Consider the following 14087-nt stretch of genomic DNA (forward strand, 5'->3'; position numbering starts at 1 on the left):
TAGCCCTGCGGCAGCTTGCGGATGAAGTCATCCGCCGCCGCGGCCACCGCCGCTGCCTCCACCTCGGCATCCGTCGCATCCAGCCGGCCATAGCGGATGTTCTCGGCAACGGAGGTGGAGAAGATGGCCGGGTCCTGCGGCACCAGGCCGAGCCGGCCGCGCAGCGCCGCCACCTCCGCCTGCGCCGCATCCACCCCATCGACCAGCACGCGGCCGGATTGCGGGTCGTAGAAGCGCAGCAGCAACTGGAACACCGTGGTCTTGCCGGCGCCCGATGGCCCGACCAGCGCCACCGTCTCCCCCGGCTCCACCACCAGGGAGAAATCCTCCAGCGCATTCTGGCCGGGGCGGGTCGGGTAGGCGAAGCGGATGTTCTCGAAGACAACCCGCCCCAGTGCCGGCTGCGGCAGCGGAGTGGGGTTGGCCGGCACGGGAATGTCCGGCCGGGCGGCGAGCAGTTCCAGCAGCCGGTCCGCGGCCGCCCCGGCGCGCTGGATCTCGCCCCACAGCTCGCTCATCGAGGCGCCGGAGGAGGCCAGCAGCACGGCGTAGAAGACAAAGGCGGTCAATTCGCCCCCCGTCATCCGCCCCGCCACCACATCATGCCCGCCGACCCACAGGCTGAAGGTGATGGCGCCGAAGCCCAGCAGGATTACCGCCAGGATCAGGAAGCCGCGGGAGGCGATGCGCTTCAGCGCCGCGGCGACCGAGCCTTCCACCTCCCGCGAGAAGCGCCTTCGATCCTCCGGCTCGTGGGTGAAGGCCTGCACGATGCGCAGCCCGTTCAGCGCCTCCTCCGCCGTCGCGGCCAGATCCGCCACGCGTTCCTGCGCCACCTTGGACAGCCGGCGTTCGCGCCGGCCGAACACCACCAGCGGCACGATCACCAGCGGCAGCACGGCCAGCACGATGCCGGCCAGCTTGGCGCTGGTCGCCAGCAGCATGGCCAGCGCGCCAAGGCCGGTCAGCGTGTTCCGCAGCCCCATGGAGATGGCGGAACCAATCAGGGATTGCAGCAGCGCCACATCTGCGGTCATTCGGGACAGGATGTCGCCGGTGCGCGCCGTTTCGAAATAGCTGGGCGACAGCGACAGCACATGGTCGAAGACCCGCCGCCGCAGGTCGGCCGCCACCCGCTCCCCCAGCCAGGACACCAGGTAGAAGCGGGCGGAGGTGGCGACGGCCAGCAGCGCCACCACGCTGCCCATGAAGATCGCCGCCTGGTCCAGCGCGCTGGCGCCGCCGGTGAAGCCGCGGTCGATCAACTGCCGCAAGCCCTGGCCGAGCGCCAGCGTCAGGCCGGAGGCAGCGATCAGTGCAAAGCCGGCGGCGAGGGCGCGCGGCAGATAGGGCCGCAGATGCGGCAGCAGCAGCCCCAAGGAGGCAGCGGGCGAGGCCACGGGTGCGGCCGCCGGTGGGCGGGGGGAGGGGGCAATGGACACCCCCGCTAAATGCGCCCCGCCCCGCCGTTTCGCAACCGGGCTGCCCTGTCCCGGGCGGCTACTCCATGAACCCCGGCTCGAGGAAGCGCGGGATCATCAGCGCCATGTCCGGCCACAGGATCAGCAGCACCAGCACCAGGAACATCGGCACCAGCATGATCATCACGTCCTTCAGCACATCCACCAGCCGTAGCCCGGCGATGGAACAGCAGATCAGCAGGCACAACCCATAGGGTGGCGTCACCAGCCCGAAAGCCAGGGAGACGATGCTGATCATGGCGAAGTGGACGGGGTGGATGCCCGCCGCCGCCGCGATTGGCTGCAGGATGGTGCCGACGATGATGATGGCCGGAATCGCATCCAGGAAGCAGCCCACCACCAGGAAGGTGGCGGCGATGAAGAACCCGGCCGCGATCGGCCCCATCTCCCAGGAGGAAACGCCCGCCAGCAGCGCCTGCGGGATCTGGTAGAAGGCCATCAGCCAGCCAAAGACGCTGGCGGTACCGACGGCGAACAGCGTGATGGCGGCGAAACGGCCGGTGCGGCTGAAGGCGTCATACAGCCCGCGCATATCCAGCTTGCGATAGACCAGCAGCGACAGCGCCAGCGCATAGAGCACCGCGATGCAGGCGGCCTCCGTCGGGGTGAACCAGCCGAAGATCTTGCCGCCGATGATGATGAAGGGCGTCATCAGCGCCGGGATCGAGATGAACAGCGCGTAGCCAAGCTCGCCCCAGGTCGCCTTGGGGTAGGTCGGGTAGTTGCGGATCTTCGAATAGACGTGGACGGTGCCCATCTGCGACATCGCCAGCATCAGACCGGGCAGGATGCCGGCCAGGAACAACGCGCCGATTGAAGTGGTCAGCACGCCGCCCCAGACGATCATCAGGATCGAGGGCGGGATGACCACGGCGAGCACGGAGGACACCGCGGTGATCGCCACCGAGAAGCTCGGCGAATAACCTTCCTTGATCTGCGCCTCAATGAAGACGCGGCCCTGGCTGGCGGCGTCTGCCGTGGAACTGCCGGAGATGCCGGCGAAGAACACGGACAGCACGACATTGATCTGCGCCAGGCCGCCCGGCAGGTGGCCGACCATGGATCTGGACAGCGTGACCAACCGGTCCGTGATGCCGCCGGCCGTCATCAGGTTCGCGGCCAGCAGGAAGAAGGGCACCGCCAGCAGGATGAAAGAGTTGTAGGAGTTGAACGTCTCCTGCACCAGGATCATCGGCCAGAGGCGGTCTTCCAGGATGAAGGCCGGCAGGCAGGCAATGCCGAGCGAGACCGCCACCGGCACGCGCAGTGCCAGCAGGGTGAAGAAGATACCGAACATGATCCACGCGGCATCGCCCGTGGCCAACACATTGCCGCCCATCAGTGTTCCGCCTTCTCACCGTGCAGCAGGATCTGCAGGTCGTCCCACACACGTTCGCCGGCGAAGATCACCCAGGTGACGCCGGCGATCGGCCAGGCGATGTGGATGGTCCAGAGCGGCAGTTCCGCCAGCTCGCTGATCCGGTACCAGGCGGTATCGGTGAATTCCCAGCCATAGACGATGAAGACATAGGCGAAGCCGAGCACGAAAAGCGAAGCCAGGATGTCCATCGCCGCCTTGGCGCGACCGCGCAGGTTGTAGAACAGGTCGACGTTGAAATGCGTGGCTTCGCGCACGCCAAGCATGGCGCCGATCATGATCATCCAGACGAGCAGGAAACGCGCCAGCTCCTCGGTCCAGATGTAGCGCGGGATGAAATCCACGAAGCGTGCGAAAATCTGCATGGTGACCGGCAGGATGATGCCGACGACGGTGACAACCAGCAGCACTTCGAGGAAACGCGCATAGAAGGCGGTGATGCGGCGGAACAATCCGCGCGCGCCCGGTGGCGGCATGCGGCTGGGAATCCTTCGATTTCGGGCTTGGTGAAAAAGGCAGGGCGGGGCGCGCGCGGCGCCCCGCCCTGGGGAGTCAGGAGGTCAATGCGTTGATGGCGGAGAAGATGCGGTCCGCATCGATCTCCTTCGCATAGGCTTCCATAACCGGCTGCACGGCGGCGTTCATCTGCGCCCGCTCGGTGAAGGCGATCTTCTTCAGGCGACCGGCGGATTCCAGCGCTGTGATCTTCTGTGCGTCCTCGCTGCTCTCGGCGTTGCGGCCGAACACGCCGGCCTCGCGGCCTGCGCGACGGATCGCTTCCTGCAGCGGCGCCGGCAGGCGGGACAGGGTCTGGGCGGAGAAGCACAGCGGCCGCACGGTGATGGCGTGCTCCGTCATGATCAGGTTCGGCCCGACCTCGTAGAAGCGCATCTGCTCGACACCCGCGGCCTCGTTCTCACCGGCCTGGATGACGTTGTTCTGGATGGCGTTGTAGACCTCGTTATAGGCGATGACCTGCGGCGCCATGCCGATCGCCTGGAAGGTGCGCGACCAGATCGGCGCGCCCTGCACGCGGACGCGCAGGCCGCGCAGTTCCGCCATGTTGGTGGCCGGGCGGTTCGAGAAGATGTTGCGCGTGCCGCCGCCGGCATAGCCGATCAGGGCGACGCGGGCGCGACGCTCCACCTCGTCCGAGACGGGCTTCAGCATGTCCCCGTCCAGCACCTTGTTCCAATGCGCCAGGTCGCGGAACAGGAAGGGCGCGTCGATGAACGGCGCGGCGCGGCTGAAGGTGGACATGTGCGCCGGGCTGACGATGCCGAAATCCACGGCGCGGCCGGCGGACATATACTCGAAATACTGCTTCTCAAGGCCGAGGGAGCTGTTGAGGTGCCAGACGAAGTTCACCGGGCGGCCGTAATATTCCACCACCTTCTCGGCGAAGTGCTTCATCGCGCGGGTGAAGACATGTTCCTCGTTGAACTGGCTGGCGCCGTTCAGCGTGATCGGCGCCTGAGCGCGGGCCACATGCGGCGTGGCAAGAAGGCCGGTTGCAGCGGCAAGGCCGCCGAGCAGTGCACGACGTTCCATGGATAGCTTCCCCTTTGGTTGCGGGTCATATGCCCGGTTGCCCGCCTAGTTTAGCCCGGTCCCGCCGCGCTGGAAACTGCCCAGTTACCCAGCGGCCGGCACCCATTTCATGATGTGCCGGGCGACCAGGCAGGTCTCCCCCTTCTGGTTCACGACTGTGCAAGCGGCTTCCGACCGCCCGCGCGCCGCGTCCAGCGCCTCCACCCGGTATTCCGCCCCCAGCACATCGCCGATGAACACCGGCGCCAGGAAGCGCACCCGGTCATAGCCAAGGGAAACCGGCATGCCCGCGCAGCCCGCCGCGATGGCGCGATGGGCGATTTCCGACGCGGTTGCGGACAGCACGCCGAGCACCAGCGCGCCATGGGCGATTCGCTGGCCGAAGGCGGTGGTCGCGGCATAGGCCGCGTCCACATGCAGCGGGTCGTGGTCGCCGGTGATCTCCGCCGTCAGCAGCAGGTCACGTTCCGTCACCGTCTTGCTGAAGCGCGCCTCCGCGCCGATTTCCAGGCCGAGCGTCACAGCGCGGCCAGGCGCGGCGAGGCAGGCTTGGCGGGGCGGCCGGCGATATGCGCGGCGAGCCCGATCTTCGCCTCCGCGAACAGCCGCGCCTCCATCTCCCGCAGATCGGGCGCGATGGCCGGCCGGAAGCCCATGCGGCCGCAAACCTCCTCCACCGTCAGGCCGGGAGCGATTTCCGTCAGCTCGGGGCCGGTCTCGCCCAGGCGGAAGACGGCGGCTTCCGTCACATACAGCACCGGCTGGCCGCGTTCGCGGGCGAAGGCGCCGGAAAAGGTGACCTGTTCCACCTGCGCCACCGCCTTCGGCTTGCCGCCCGCGGTCAGCGTGCCGCCGAAGATCACGCGCTGCGCGTTCTGGCTGATATTGATGAAGCCGCCCGGCCCGATGATGCGCCCACCGAAGCGGGAGACGTTCACATTGCCCGCCGCGTCGAATTCCGCGAAGGACAGGAAGGCGAGATCGAGCCCGCCGCCATCGTAGAAATCGAACTGGTAGGGCTGGTCCACCGTGGCGTCCGGATTCATCGCCGCCCCGGCTTCGCCGCCCGAGGCCGGGGCGCCGCCGATATTGCCCTGCTCATTGGTCAGGCAGATGGCGTCCAGGCAGCCTTCCTCCGCCGCCACATTGGCGATGCCGGTGAAGATGCCGGAGCCGAGGTTGCAGATGGCGCCGGGGAACAACTCCAGCGTGCCGCGCCGCGCCACCACCTTGCGGGCATCCAGTTTCAGCCGGGGAATATCATCCAGCGGCATGCGGAATTCGCCGGAATAGGCGGGCGAATACGGCGTGAGGAAGGTCTGCTCCTGCTCCGGCGCCAGCACCACCAGATCCACCAGGATGCCGGGGATCTTCACCATCTTCGGATGCAGGCTGCCGCGGCGGACCATGCGCTTGACCTGCACCACGACGATGCCGCCGCAGCGCTTCGTCGCCTGCGCCTCGGACAGCATCTCGAGCGTCACCGCCTCCTGCTCCATGGAAACATTGCCATCCTCATCGGCCGTGGTGCCGCGCAGGAAGGCGATGTCCACATGGTAGGGTTTGAAGAACAGCATCTCCTCACCGCGCACGGTCACCAGTTCCACCAGATCCTCCTTGGCGGAGGGGCTTTGGCGGCCGCCGCCGAGGCGTGGATCGACAAAGCTGTGCAGGCCTGTTTTCGTGAACAGGCCCATGCGGCCAGCGGCCATTTCGCGCATCAACTGGCTGAGGGCGCCCTGCGGCAGGGACCAGGCCTCGATCTCATCGGCCAGGGCCATGGCGCCGATCGGTGGGCTGTTCACGTAGCTGCCGGCGATGTTGCGGCGCAGCAAACCCTTTTGCGCCAGATGGCCGAGACCGCGGGACCCGCCATCGCCCACGCCCACCGGATGCAGCGCCGTCAGGCCGCGCGGTGCGCCGGAGTCGCGGAAGCGTTCGCCCAGCGCCGCGAGCAGCGCGTCCGGCACGGCATGCCCACCACCGGAGCCGCCAATCAGCAGCGTGTCGCCATCCCGCACCAGCGATGCCGCCTGTTGCGCCGTGACCTTGCGCATTGCGCCCGTTTCCCCAACCGTGTTGCCGCCAGTCTAGCGGTGCGGTGCGTGGGAGGAAACGGGATGGAAGACGGCCAGGTGACGCTGGAGGTGGCGGAGGGCGTCGCGACGCTGACGCTCGACCGCCCGGCGAAGCACAACGCCATCACCAATGCGATGGCGGAACAGCTCATGCACCATGCGCGCGCCATCAATGCCAATGATGCGGTGCGCGCGGTGCTGCTGCGTGGCGCCGGGACGCGGGCCTTCTGCGCGGGCATGGATCTGCGCGCCATCGAGGCCTTTCCGACCGCCTGGGATTTCCGCCATCGGCCGGACTACCCCGGCGCCGTGCGTGCCATCCGCAAGCCGGTGGTTGCCGCCATCAAGGGCTGGGCGCTGGGCGGCGGCTTCGAACTGGCGCTGGCCGCCGATATCCGCATCGCGGCCGAATCCAGCCGCATCGGCTTTCCGGAGGTGACGCGCGGCTGGGTCGGCGGCGGCGGCGCTTCCCAGATGCTGCCGCGCGTGGCGGGCTTCGGCCAGGCGATGCGGCTGCTGCTGACCGGCGAGCCGATCGACGGGGCGGAGGCGCTGCGGCTGCGGCTGGTGGAACAGCTGGTGCCGGATGCGGCGCTGGAAGATGCGGCGCGAACGCTGTGCGCCCGGCTGGCGGCGCTCAGCCCGGTGGCGGTGCAGGCGGTGAAGGCGGCGGTCCGGCAATCGCTGGAGGCACCGCTGACCGCGGGGCTCGCCTATGAGAACGAGATGAACGTGCTGTGCCTGGCAGCCATGCGGGAAGGACCGGGACGATGATCGGCATTGGAATTGTCGGGCTGGGCATGGCGACCCAGCCGCACATGCTGGCGATCCGCGATCTGGAAGCGGCCGGAACTGCGCGGCTAATCGGCGGCTTCTCGCCCAGCGCCGAACGGCGGGACGGCTTCGCGCTGCGTTGGAAGGCGCCGGTGTTTGGCAGCCAGGACGCGCTGCTGGCCGCGCCCGGGCTGGACCTGGTGCTGGTGCTGACGCCGCCCGGCGCGCATCTGCCGGTGGCGCAGGCCGCGGCGGCGGCAGGCAAGCACCTGCTGGTGGAGAAGCCGCTGGAACGCAGCGCGGCGGAAGGCGCGGCGCTGGTGCAGCTGGCGCGGGAGGCCGGCGTGACCCTTGGCGTGGTGTTCCAGCATCGCTTCCGGCCGGCGGCACTTCGGCTGAAGCAGGCGGTCGCGGGCGGTGAGCTTGGCACATTGCTGTCCTGTTCGGCCTCCATCCGCTGGTGGCGCGATGCGGCGTATTTCGCGCAGGCCGGGCGCGGTATGAAGGCGCGCGATGGCGGCGGCGTGCTGTTGACCCAGGCGATCCACACGCTGGACCTGCTGCTGCACATCGCGGGGCCGCTGGCGCGCGTCGGTGCCCTGGCCAGGACCAGTGGCCTGCGCGCCATCGATACGGAGGACATGGCCTGCGCCGCGCTGCAATTCACCAGCGGTGCGATCGGCGCGCTGGATGCGACCACGGTGGCGGAGCCGGGCTACCCCGAGCGCGTCGAGATCGCCGGCACCGGCGGCAGCGCGTCCCTGGTGGCGGAACGGCTGGAGTTGCACGTGAAGGGCCGCCCGGTGGAGATCGTGGAAGGTGCCATGGCCGGCGGTGGCGGCGCCGACCCGATGGCCTTCGACCACGGCCCGCACCGCGCCATGATCGCCGAGACCTGCGCCGCCATCACGCAGCGCCGCGCGCCGATGAATGACGGCACCACCGGCCTGCCCGTGCTGCACGCCATCGAGGCGATTCTGCGGAGTTCGGAATCAGGCGCCTTCGTCGATGTGTAGGGTGTGCACCATCATGTCGTTCTCCCCCTTCTGCACGACCTGACCCTTCTGATTGGTCAGGTCGAACCCCATGGTGAGAATGCCGCGCGCCGGATTTTTCGTCAGGCGCTTCGACAGCACGGTGATCCGCGCCGCGATGCGATCCCCCACCAGGATCGGTCCGGTGAAGGACCAGCGCCAGGACAGCGAGACGATGGCGGCAAACCGCGTCGGCGCGCGGTTCTTCAGCCCGTCGCACAGTGCCAGCCCCAGCAGCCCATGCGCGACGCGGCCGGGATAGCCGAGGCCGCGGGCATAATCATCATCCATGTGGATGTCGAAGAAATCGCCGGTCAGCCCGGCGAAGGCGACGATATGCGCCTCCGTCACCGTGATGCCGCCGGTCTCGATGACGAGGCCCGGCTCCACCTGTTCATAGCGCAGCAGCGCGGGGTCGATTTTCATAGCCCCAATCCTAGAGGCGATGCAGATGCAGGCCGCCGTCGATGTGGAAGGCATCGCCGGTGGAGAAGGGGATGGCGCCGGTGACCAGGGCGGCGATGGCGCGGCCCACATCCTCCGGCTCGCCCCAGCGCTTCACCGGGGAAAGCCCGTCGGCGATGCGCTGGTCGTAGCGCGCGGTGACGGCGGCCGTCATGTCCGTGCGGATCACGCCGGGGCGGATGTCGTAGACCGGCACGCCTTCCTCCGCCATGCGCACGGCGAAGCAGCGTGCCACCATGCTGACGGCGACCTTGCTTGCGCTGTATTCGGTGCGGTCGGCGCTGACCAGCGCGGCATTGGCGGAGGAGATGAAGACCAGCGAACGGTTGCCACGCTGCGGCGCGCCTTCCGCCACCATCCGCCGCGCCACATGCTGGGAGACGAAGAAGGGCGCGCGGGTGTTGATATCCAGGCAGCGGTCCCAGGATTCGGGCGAAACCTCCAGCAGGTCGCCGCGCTGCATGGCGCCGACGCCGGCATTGTTCACCAGCACCTCCACCCCGCCCCAGATCTGCCAGGCCCAGTCGACCAGAAGCTCGATCTGGGCGAGGTCGGAGACGTCGCAGAGGTGCCAGGCGAAGCGGCCGCCCTCGGCCTCCACCGCCTGCGCGGTTTCATCGAACCCATCGGCGCCGATGTCGCAGCCGAGCACATCATAGCCCTTGGCGGCGAGCGCCACGCAGGCGGCCCGGCCGATGCCGCGGCGCGCGCCGGTGACGAGTGCGACGGGGCGCGTCACGAAAGAATCTCGCGTGCCATGATGACCCTCTGGATCTGGTTGGTGCCTTCGTAGATCTGCGTGATCTTGGCGTCGCGATACAGCCGCTCCACCGTCACGCCACGAATGTAGCCGGTGCCGCCATGGATCTGCACGGCATCCGCGGTGCGCGCCACGGCGGCGTCGCTCGCGAAGCATTTCGCCATGCTGGCCTCTAGCGTCACGCGACGACCTTCATCCATGCCCTGTGCCGCATCGCGCACCATCAGCCGCGCCGCATGCGCGTCCTTCGCCATGTCGGCGATCAGGAAGCGGATGGCCTGCTGTTCCGCGATGGGCTTGCCGAACTGCACCCGCTGCTTCGCGTAGCTCACGCTTTCCTCCAGCGCGCGTTGCAGGATGCCGAGCGCGAGCGCCGCGATGCCGATGCGGCCCTTGTCCAGCACCGACATCATCATGTGGAAACCGCGCCCTTCCGGCCCCAGCAGCGCCTCGCTGGGCAGCCGCACGTCGGTGAAGCGAAGCCCGCCGACCGGGGAGGCGCGCTGGCCCATCTTGTGCTCCGCCCGCAGCCGCTCCACGCCCGGCGCGTTCAGATCGGCCAGGAAGATCGACATGCCGCGATGCCCGGCGGCGGGGTCGGTCCGCGCCAGCACCGCGGCGAAATCCGCGCGGGGCGCCATATGGATCCACATCTTCTCGCCGTTCAGCACCCAATCCGCGCCGTCCCGCCGCGCAGTGGTTTTCAGATTGGCCAGGTCCGATCCGGCGTCGGATTCCGTCAGCGCATAGGCGCAGCTCGTCTCGTAGCGCAGCAGCGGGGTGAGGTAGCGCGCCTGTTGCGCCGGCGTGCCATGTTCGGACAGCAGCGTGCCGAGCAATTCCACCAGCCCCACCTGGTCCGCCACGCTGGCATAGCCGCGGGACAATTCCTCCATGACGATCGCATAGGCCTGCACCCCGGCCTCCGCGCCACCCAGCGCCTCCGGCACTGTCATCCCGAGCAGGCCGAGCCGGCCGAGCGCGCGGTAGATGTCGGCCGGAAAGGCTTCCGTCTCATCCAGATCTGCCGCGCGTGGCGCGACTTCCGCTTCAGCGAAGCGGCGCGCCGTCTCCCGCAGGGCGGCGAGTTCCCCTGATAAGGCCAATGCGGCGTTCCCCCAATTCTTGGGGCCCATCCTGCCGTGTCAGGCGCGTCCCGGCCAGACTGCCCGGCGCACGCCGAGTGCGGTGACCGCGCCATAGGCGGTGATGCCCAGCGCCACGCCGAGGAAATGCCCCTCGAACCCCATGCCCAGCGGCCCCGCCAGCAGCGCCCCGCCGCCCACGGCCAACAGCAGCCGGGACAGCGCGCCGGCGACCGGGTAGCCCATCCGCCCGGCGCCCTGGCTGGCAAAGTACAGCGCCATGCCCAGCCCGAAGCCGCCGAAGCCGAAGCCGACATAGGCCAGGCCGCGCGCCGCGATCGCCAGCACCGCCGCATCATCCGTGAACAGCGACGCCACCGGCACCGGCCACAGCGCCACCACCAGCCCCGCCGTGCCGGTCAGCAGCAGCGCCATCGCGGCGCCGGTCCAGGCCAGGGCCCGCGCCTCCGCCCAATCCCCCGCGCCCGCCGCGCGCCCGACCAGCGCCGTCAGCGCGGAGCCGATGCCGAAGGCCAGCGGGATCATCAGGAACTCGAGCCGGGCGGAGATGCCATAGGCGGCGACCGCCACGGCGCCATAAGTGGCCATCTGCGCCGTCACCAGGATGGTGGACAGGTTCGCCACCACCGCCAGCCCGCTCGCCACCAGCCCCACGGAGAGAATCTTGGCGAAGACCGCCGCCCTCGGCCTGATGCGCAGCGTCGGCACGAAGCCGGCGCCGCCGCGCAGCACCACCAAGCCCATCGCCAGCGTCGCCACCCAGAATACCAGGGCGATGCCGGCCCCCAACCCCGCCAGCCCCATGCCGAGCGGTTCCGCCAGTGCCCAGCTCACCGGCGGCAGCGCCAGCCAGGCCAGCACCAGCACCCGCGCCGCCAGCGCGTGCCGCCCGCCGCCGCGCAGGACGGAGGCGAGCGTATTGGTCATCCAGACCGGCACCGCCCCGGCCCCGAACAGCCACATCGCATAGGGTGCAGCGGCCTCCGCCACCGCCGCCCCGCCGATGGCGCCGAAGATGGCACGCGGAAAGATCGCCAGCGGCAGCGCGAAGATCAGCCCGGCGGCGAGTGCGATCAGCCCGGCATGCAGCACCATGGCGGAGGCCTCGTCCCGCCGCCCGCCGCCGAGCGCCCGCGCGATGGCGGAGACCACGCCGCCGCCCATGGCGCCGGTGGACATCATCTGCATCAGCAGCGCGAAGGGCAGCACCGTGGCCCAGCCCGCCAGCGCCGCCGTGCCCTGCCGCGCCGCCAGCCAGGTCTCGAACAGCTGCCCGAACACCTGCAACAGCGCGACCACCGCAGTCGGCGCCGCCAGCGCGCCGATGCGCCGCAGCCTGGCCATGATCATGGCACGAGCATTCTAACGTGGGCTGCCCGCCGCCGGATCACTCCAGCTGCACCCCGGCCTGGCGCGCCACCTCGCTCCAGCGGGCGATCTCCGGGGGAAGGATGGCACGGAAGGCGGCCGGGGTGCTGAGGATGGGCTTGATGCCGAGGCTCGCAACGCGCCGGGCGGTGCCTGGCTGGGCCGCAACCTGCCTGATGGCGCCGGCCAGCTCGCCCACGATGTCCGGCGGCGTGCCCGCCGGCACCACGAAGCCGAGCCAGCCGCTCGCCTCGTAGGCGGGGAAGCCCAGCTCGGCGAAGGTCGGAACATCCGGCAGCAACGGGTCGCGGGTCGCGCCGGTCGTGGCGAGCGCGCGCGCCGCGCGGCCCCGCACCGCCGCCATCGCCGCATTCATCGTGGTGAAGGTCATATCCACCTGCCCGGTGAGCATGCCCGCCAGCGCCTGGGGGCTGCCACGATAGGGCACGTGCAGCAGGTCCACCCCCACCATCTGCTGAAGGAACTCGGCTGCCATATGCGTGGAACTGCCGATGCCGCCGGAGGAGTAGCTCAACCCATCCGGCCAGGCCTTCGCCGCCGCCAGCACATCCGTCGCGCGCCGAAAGGGCGAGTCGGCACGCACCACCAGCGCGCTGTCGTCCGTGCCGACGAGTGCCACCGGATCGAAACTGCCGATCGGGTCATAGGGCAGGTTGGTGCGGATGGCGGGACTGATTGCGAGAACGGAGGCATTGGCCAGCAGCAATGTGTAACCATCGGCCGGCGCGCGCGCTGCCACCTCCGTCCCGACCAGGCCGCTGGCGCCGGCGCGGTTCTCGATCAGCACGGGCTGCCCGAGCAATTCCGCCAGTCGCGGGGCGTAGGCACGCGCCAGCAGATCCGGGGCAGCGCCGGGCTGGAAGGGGACGATGAGGCGCAGCGGGCGATTCGGCCAGCGCGCCCTCTGGGCCACGGCCAGGCCGGGGATTGACGCAGCCAAGGCGAGCAGGCCGCGCCGAAGAAGCTCAGGCATCCGCAATCACTCGTAAAGGTGCCATGACATGCTGGCACCCCGATGCTGCGGCGCGAAGGGGGCACGCGATGCGGATGCGCCCCCTCTCGATGCCGTCAGCTCGGCTGCACGCCTGCCGCGCGCACCACCGGCGCCCAGCGCGCCGCCTCGGCGGCGACGAATTCGCCGATCCGCGCCGCGCTGAGGTCACCGAGCGAGACCACGCCAATGCTTTCCAGCCGGGTCTTGATGGCGGCGTCCGCCAGCCCCGCCTGCAATTCCGTGTTGAGCTTTGCCGCGATGGCGGGGTCCAGCCCGGCAGGTGCCGCCATGACGAACCAGTTGGTGGAGACGGAGCCGGGGAAGCCGCCCTGCACCAGCGTCGGCACCTCCGGCAAGGCACTGACCCGCTCGGGCGAGGAGACGGCCAGCGCCTTCAGCGTCCCGGCGCGGATCGCCGGCGCATTGGCGCCGGAGGTATCCCACAAGGACGTCGTGTTGCCGCCAAGCACGTTCTGCTGCGCCTCCGCAGCCCCACGGAACGGCACATGCAGCATCTGCACCCCGGCCTCCATCGCCCACATCACGCCGGTCAGGTGGCCGACGGAGCCGACGCCGGAGGAACCGAAGGACACCGTCTCCGGCGCCTGGGCGGCCATCGCCTTGTAGTCGGCCAGCGTGTTCAGCGGGCTGTCGCCCTTCACCGCACAGACGATGGGCGCGCCGCCGAGCAGGCTGACCCAGGAAAAGGCACGCTGCGGGTCATAGGCCAGGTTGCGGAACAGGGAAGGCGCCACGGCCAGCGGCCCGGTGTTCGAGATCAGCAGCGTGTGGCCATCCGCCGTGGCACGGGCGGCTTCCGCGGTGGCGACGGTGCCGCCGGCGCCGGGCTTGTTCTCGACGACGAAGGGGCGGCCGAAGGCGCGTTCCAGGCGCTCGGTCAGCGGCCGGATGATCAGGTCGCTGGTGCCGCCGGGGGCATAGGGATTGATGATGCGGACCGGGCGGTTCGGCCAGGCGCCCTGGGCCAGGGCAGGGGCGGCGAGGGAGGCGGCCAGGGGGGCGGTCAACGGGGATGCGATGGCAGCGGCGAGAAGCTGGCGGCGGGTGGTCATGGTG

At 69.6% G+C, this 14087-nt stretch carries 14 protein-coding genes; 2 read left to right on the forward strand and 12 right to left on the reverse strand.

Annotated features, from left to right (window positions below; all coding sequences use genetic code 11):
• The 6 genes from Q8S40_RS09975 to Q8S40_RS10000 all read right to left on the reverse strand — a co-directional run.
• The coding region (locus Q8S40_RS09975) for an ABC transporter transmembrane domain-containing protein (protein WP_305670257.1) at positions 1–1400 on the reverse strand (1400 nt) is incomplete at its 3' end.
• A gap of 100 nt (positions 1401–1500) precedes the next feature.
• Complete coding sequence (locus Q8S40_RS09980; protein WP_305670258.1) at positions 1501–2778, reverse strand: TRAP transporter large permease; 1278 nt, start codon at positions 2776–2778, stop codon at positions 1501–1503.
• Between the two features lie 41 nt (positions 2779–2819).
• Complete coding sequence (locus tag Q8S40_RS09985) at positions 2820–3335, reverse strand: TRAP transporter small permease (RefSeq protein WP_304807796.1); 516 nt, start codon at positions 3333–3335, stop codon at positions 2820–2822.
• A 76-nt stretch (positions 3336–3411) separates the two neighbouring features.
• Positions 3412–4410, reverse strand: coding sequence for a TRAP transporter substrate-binding protein (locus Q8S40_RS09990; RefSeq protein WP_304807798.1), 999 nt, complete (start codon positions 4408–4410; stop codon positions 3412–3414).
• Positions 4411–4494: 84 nt separating this feature from the next.
• A complete protein-coding gene (locus tag Q8S40_RS09995; protein WP_305670259.1) occupies positions 4495–4932 on the reverse strand; it encodes a MaoC family dehydratase in 438 nt (145 codons plus the stop codon).
• Positions 4929–6467: an acyl CoA:acetate/3-ketoacid CoA transferase gene (locus Q8S40_RS10000; protein WP_305670260.1), complete on the reverse strand. Its 1539-nt coding sequence runs from the start codon at positions 6465–6467 to the stop codon at positions 4929–4931. The genes Q8S40_RS09995 and Q8S40_RS10000 overlap by 4 nt, the downstream gene beginning before the upstream one ends.
• A 63-nt stretch (positions 6468–6530) precedes the next feature.
• Here Q8S40_RS10000 and Q8S40_RS10005 point away from each other — a divergent pair, with 63 nt between their 5' ends.
• Together Q8S40_RS10005 and Q8S40_RS10010 are read left to right on the forward strand one after the other, a co-directional pair.
• Positions 6531–7262: an enoyl-CoA hydratase/isomerase family protein gene (locus Q8S40_RS10005; protein WP_305670261.1), complete on the forward strand. Its 732-nt coding sequence runs from the start codon at positions 6531–6533 to the stop codon at positions 7260–7262.
• Positions 7259–8278, forward strand: a complete 1020-nt coding sequence (locus Q8S40_RS10010; protein WP_305670262.1) for a Gfo/Idh/MocA family protein — start codon at positions 7259–7261, stop codon at positions 8276–8278. Before Q8S40_RS10005 ends, Q8S40_RS10010 begins: the two co-directional genes overlap by 4 nt.
• Here the strand turns inward: Q8S40_RS10010 and Q8S40_RS10015 are convergent.
• The 6 genes from Q8S40_RS10015 to Q8S40_RS10040 form a co-directional block, all read right to left on the reverse strand.
• Positions 8255–8722, reverse strand: coding sequence for a MaoC/PaaZ C-terminal domain-containing protein (locus Q8S40_RS10015; RefSeq protein WP_305670263.1), 468 nt, complete (start codon positions 8720–8722; stop codon positions 8255–8257). The two genes, Q8S40_RS10010 and Q8S40_RS10015, sit on opposite strands and share 24 nt — an antisense overlap.
• 10 nt (positions 8723–8732) lie before the next feature.
• Positions 8733–9500 carry a 3-ketoacyl-ACP reductase gene (locus tag Q8S40_RS10020; RefSeq protein ID WP_305670264.1) on the reverse strand — a complete coding sequence of 256 codons (768 nt, stop codon included), beginning with the start codon at positions 9498–9500 and terminating at the stop codon, positions 8733–8735.
• The gene (locus Q8S40_RS10025; RefSeq protein ID WP_305670265.1) at positions 9497–10627 is read right to left on the reverse strand and encodes an acyl-CoA dehydrogenase family protein; all 1131 of its coding nucleotides are present in this window, start codon (positions 10625–10627) and stop codon (positions 9497–9499) included. Before Q8S40_RS10025 ends, Q8S40_RS10020 begins: the two co-directional genes overlap by 4 nt.
• A 39-nt stretch (positions 10628–10666) precedes the next feature.
• Positions 10667–11977, reverse strand: coding sequence for an MATE family efflux transporter (locus tag Q8S40_RS10030; RefSeq protein ID WP_305670266.1), 1311 nt, complete (start codon positions 11975–11977; stop codon positions 10667–10669).
• Between the two features lie 37 nt (positions 11978–12014).
• Positions 12015–12989, reverse strand: a complete 975-nt coding sequence (locus Q8S40_RS10035) for a tripartite tricarboxylate transporter substrate binding protein (protein ID WP_305670267.1) — start codon at positions 12987–12989, stop codon at positions 12015–12017.
• 95 nt (positions 12990–13084) lie between these two features.
• Complete coding sequence (locus Q8S40_RS10040) at positions 13085–14083, reverse strand: tripartite tricarboxylate transporter substrate binding protein (protein WP_305670268.1); 999 nt, start codon at positions 14081–14083, stop codon at positions 13085–13087.
• Between the last annotated feature and the right edge of the window lie 4 nt (positions 14084–14087).

The organism is Falsiroseomonas sp. (assembly GCF_030695085.1).
Lineage (GTDB): Bacteria > Pseudomonadota > Alphaproteobacteria > Acetobacterales > Acetobacteraceae > Falsiroseomonas.

Bases quoted from the DNA above. Each gene is read 5' to 3' on its own strand.
- Q8S40_RS10005 (WP_305670261.1), top strand. From the start codon at position 6,531: ATGGAAGACGGCCAGGTGACGCTGGAGGTGGCGGAGGGCGTCGCGACG.
- Q8S40_RS10040 (WP_305670268.1), bottom strand. From the start codon at position 14,083: ATGACCACCCGCCGCCAGCTTCTCGCCGCTGCCATCGCATCCCCGTTG.
- Q8S40_RS10015 (WP_305670263.1), bottom strand. From the start codon at position 8,722: ATGAAAATCGACCCCGCGCTGCTGCGCTATGAACAGGTGGAGCCGGGC.
- Q8S40_RS09990 (WP_304807798.1), bottom strand. From the start codon at position 4,410: ATGGAACGTCGTGCACTGCTCGGCGGCCTTGCCGCTGCAACCGGCCTT.
- Q8S40_RS09985 (WP_304807796.1), bottom strand. From the start codon at position 3,335: ATGCCGCCACCGGGCGCGCGCGGATTGTTCCGCCGCATCACCGCCTTC.
- Q8S40_RS10010 (WP_305670262.1), top strand. From the start codon at position 7,259: ATGATCGGCATTGGAATTGTCGGGCTGGGCATGGCGACCCAGCCGCAC.
- Q8S40_RS10000 (WP_305670260.1), bottom strand. From the start codon at position 6,467: ATGCGCAAGGTCACGGCGCAACAGGCGGCATCGCTGGTGCGGGATGGC.
- Q8S40_RS10030 (WP_305670266.1), bottom strand. From the start codon at position 11,977: ATGATCATGGCCAGGCTGCGGCGCATCGGCGCGCTGGCGGCGCCGACT.
- Q8S40_RS10035 (WP_305670267.1), bottom strand. From the start codon at position 12,989: ATGCCTGAGCTTCTTCGGCGCGGCCTGCTCGCCTTGGCTGCGTCAATC.
- Q8S40_RS09980 (WP_305670258.1), bottom strand. From the start codon at position 2,778: ATGTTCGGTATCTTCTTCACCCTGCTGGCACTGCGCGTGCCGGTGGCG.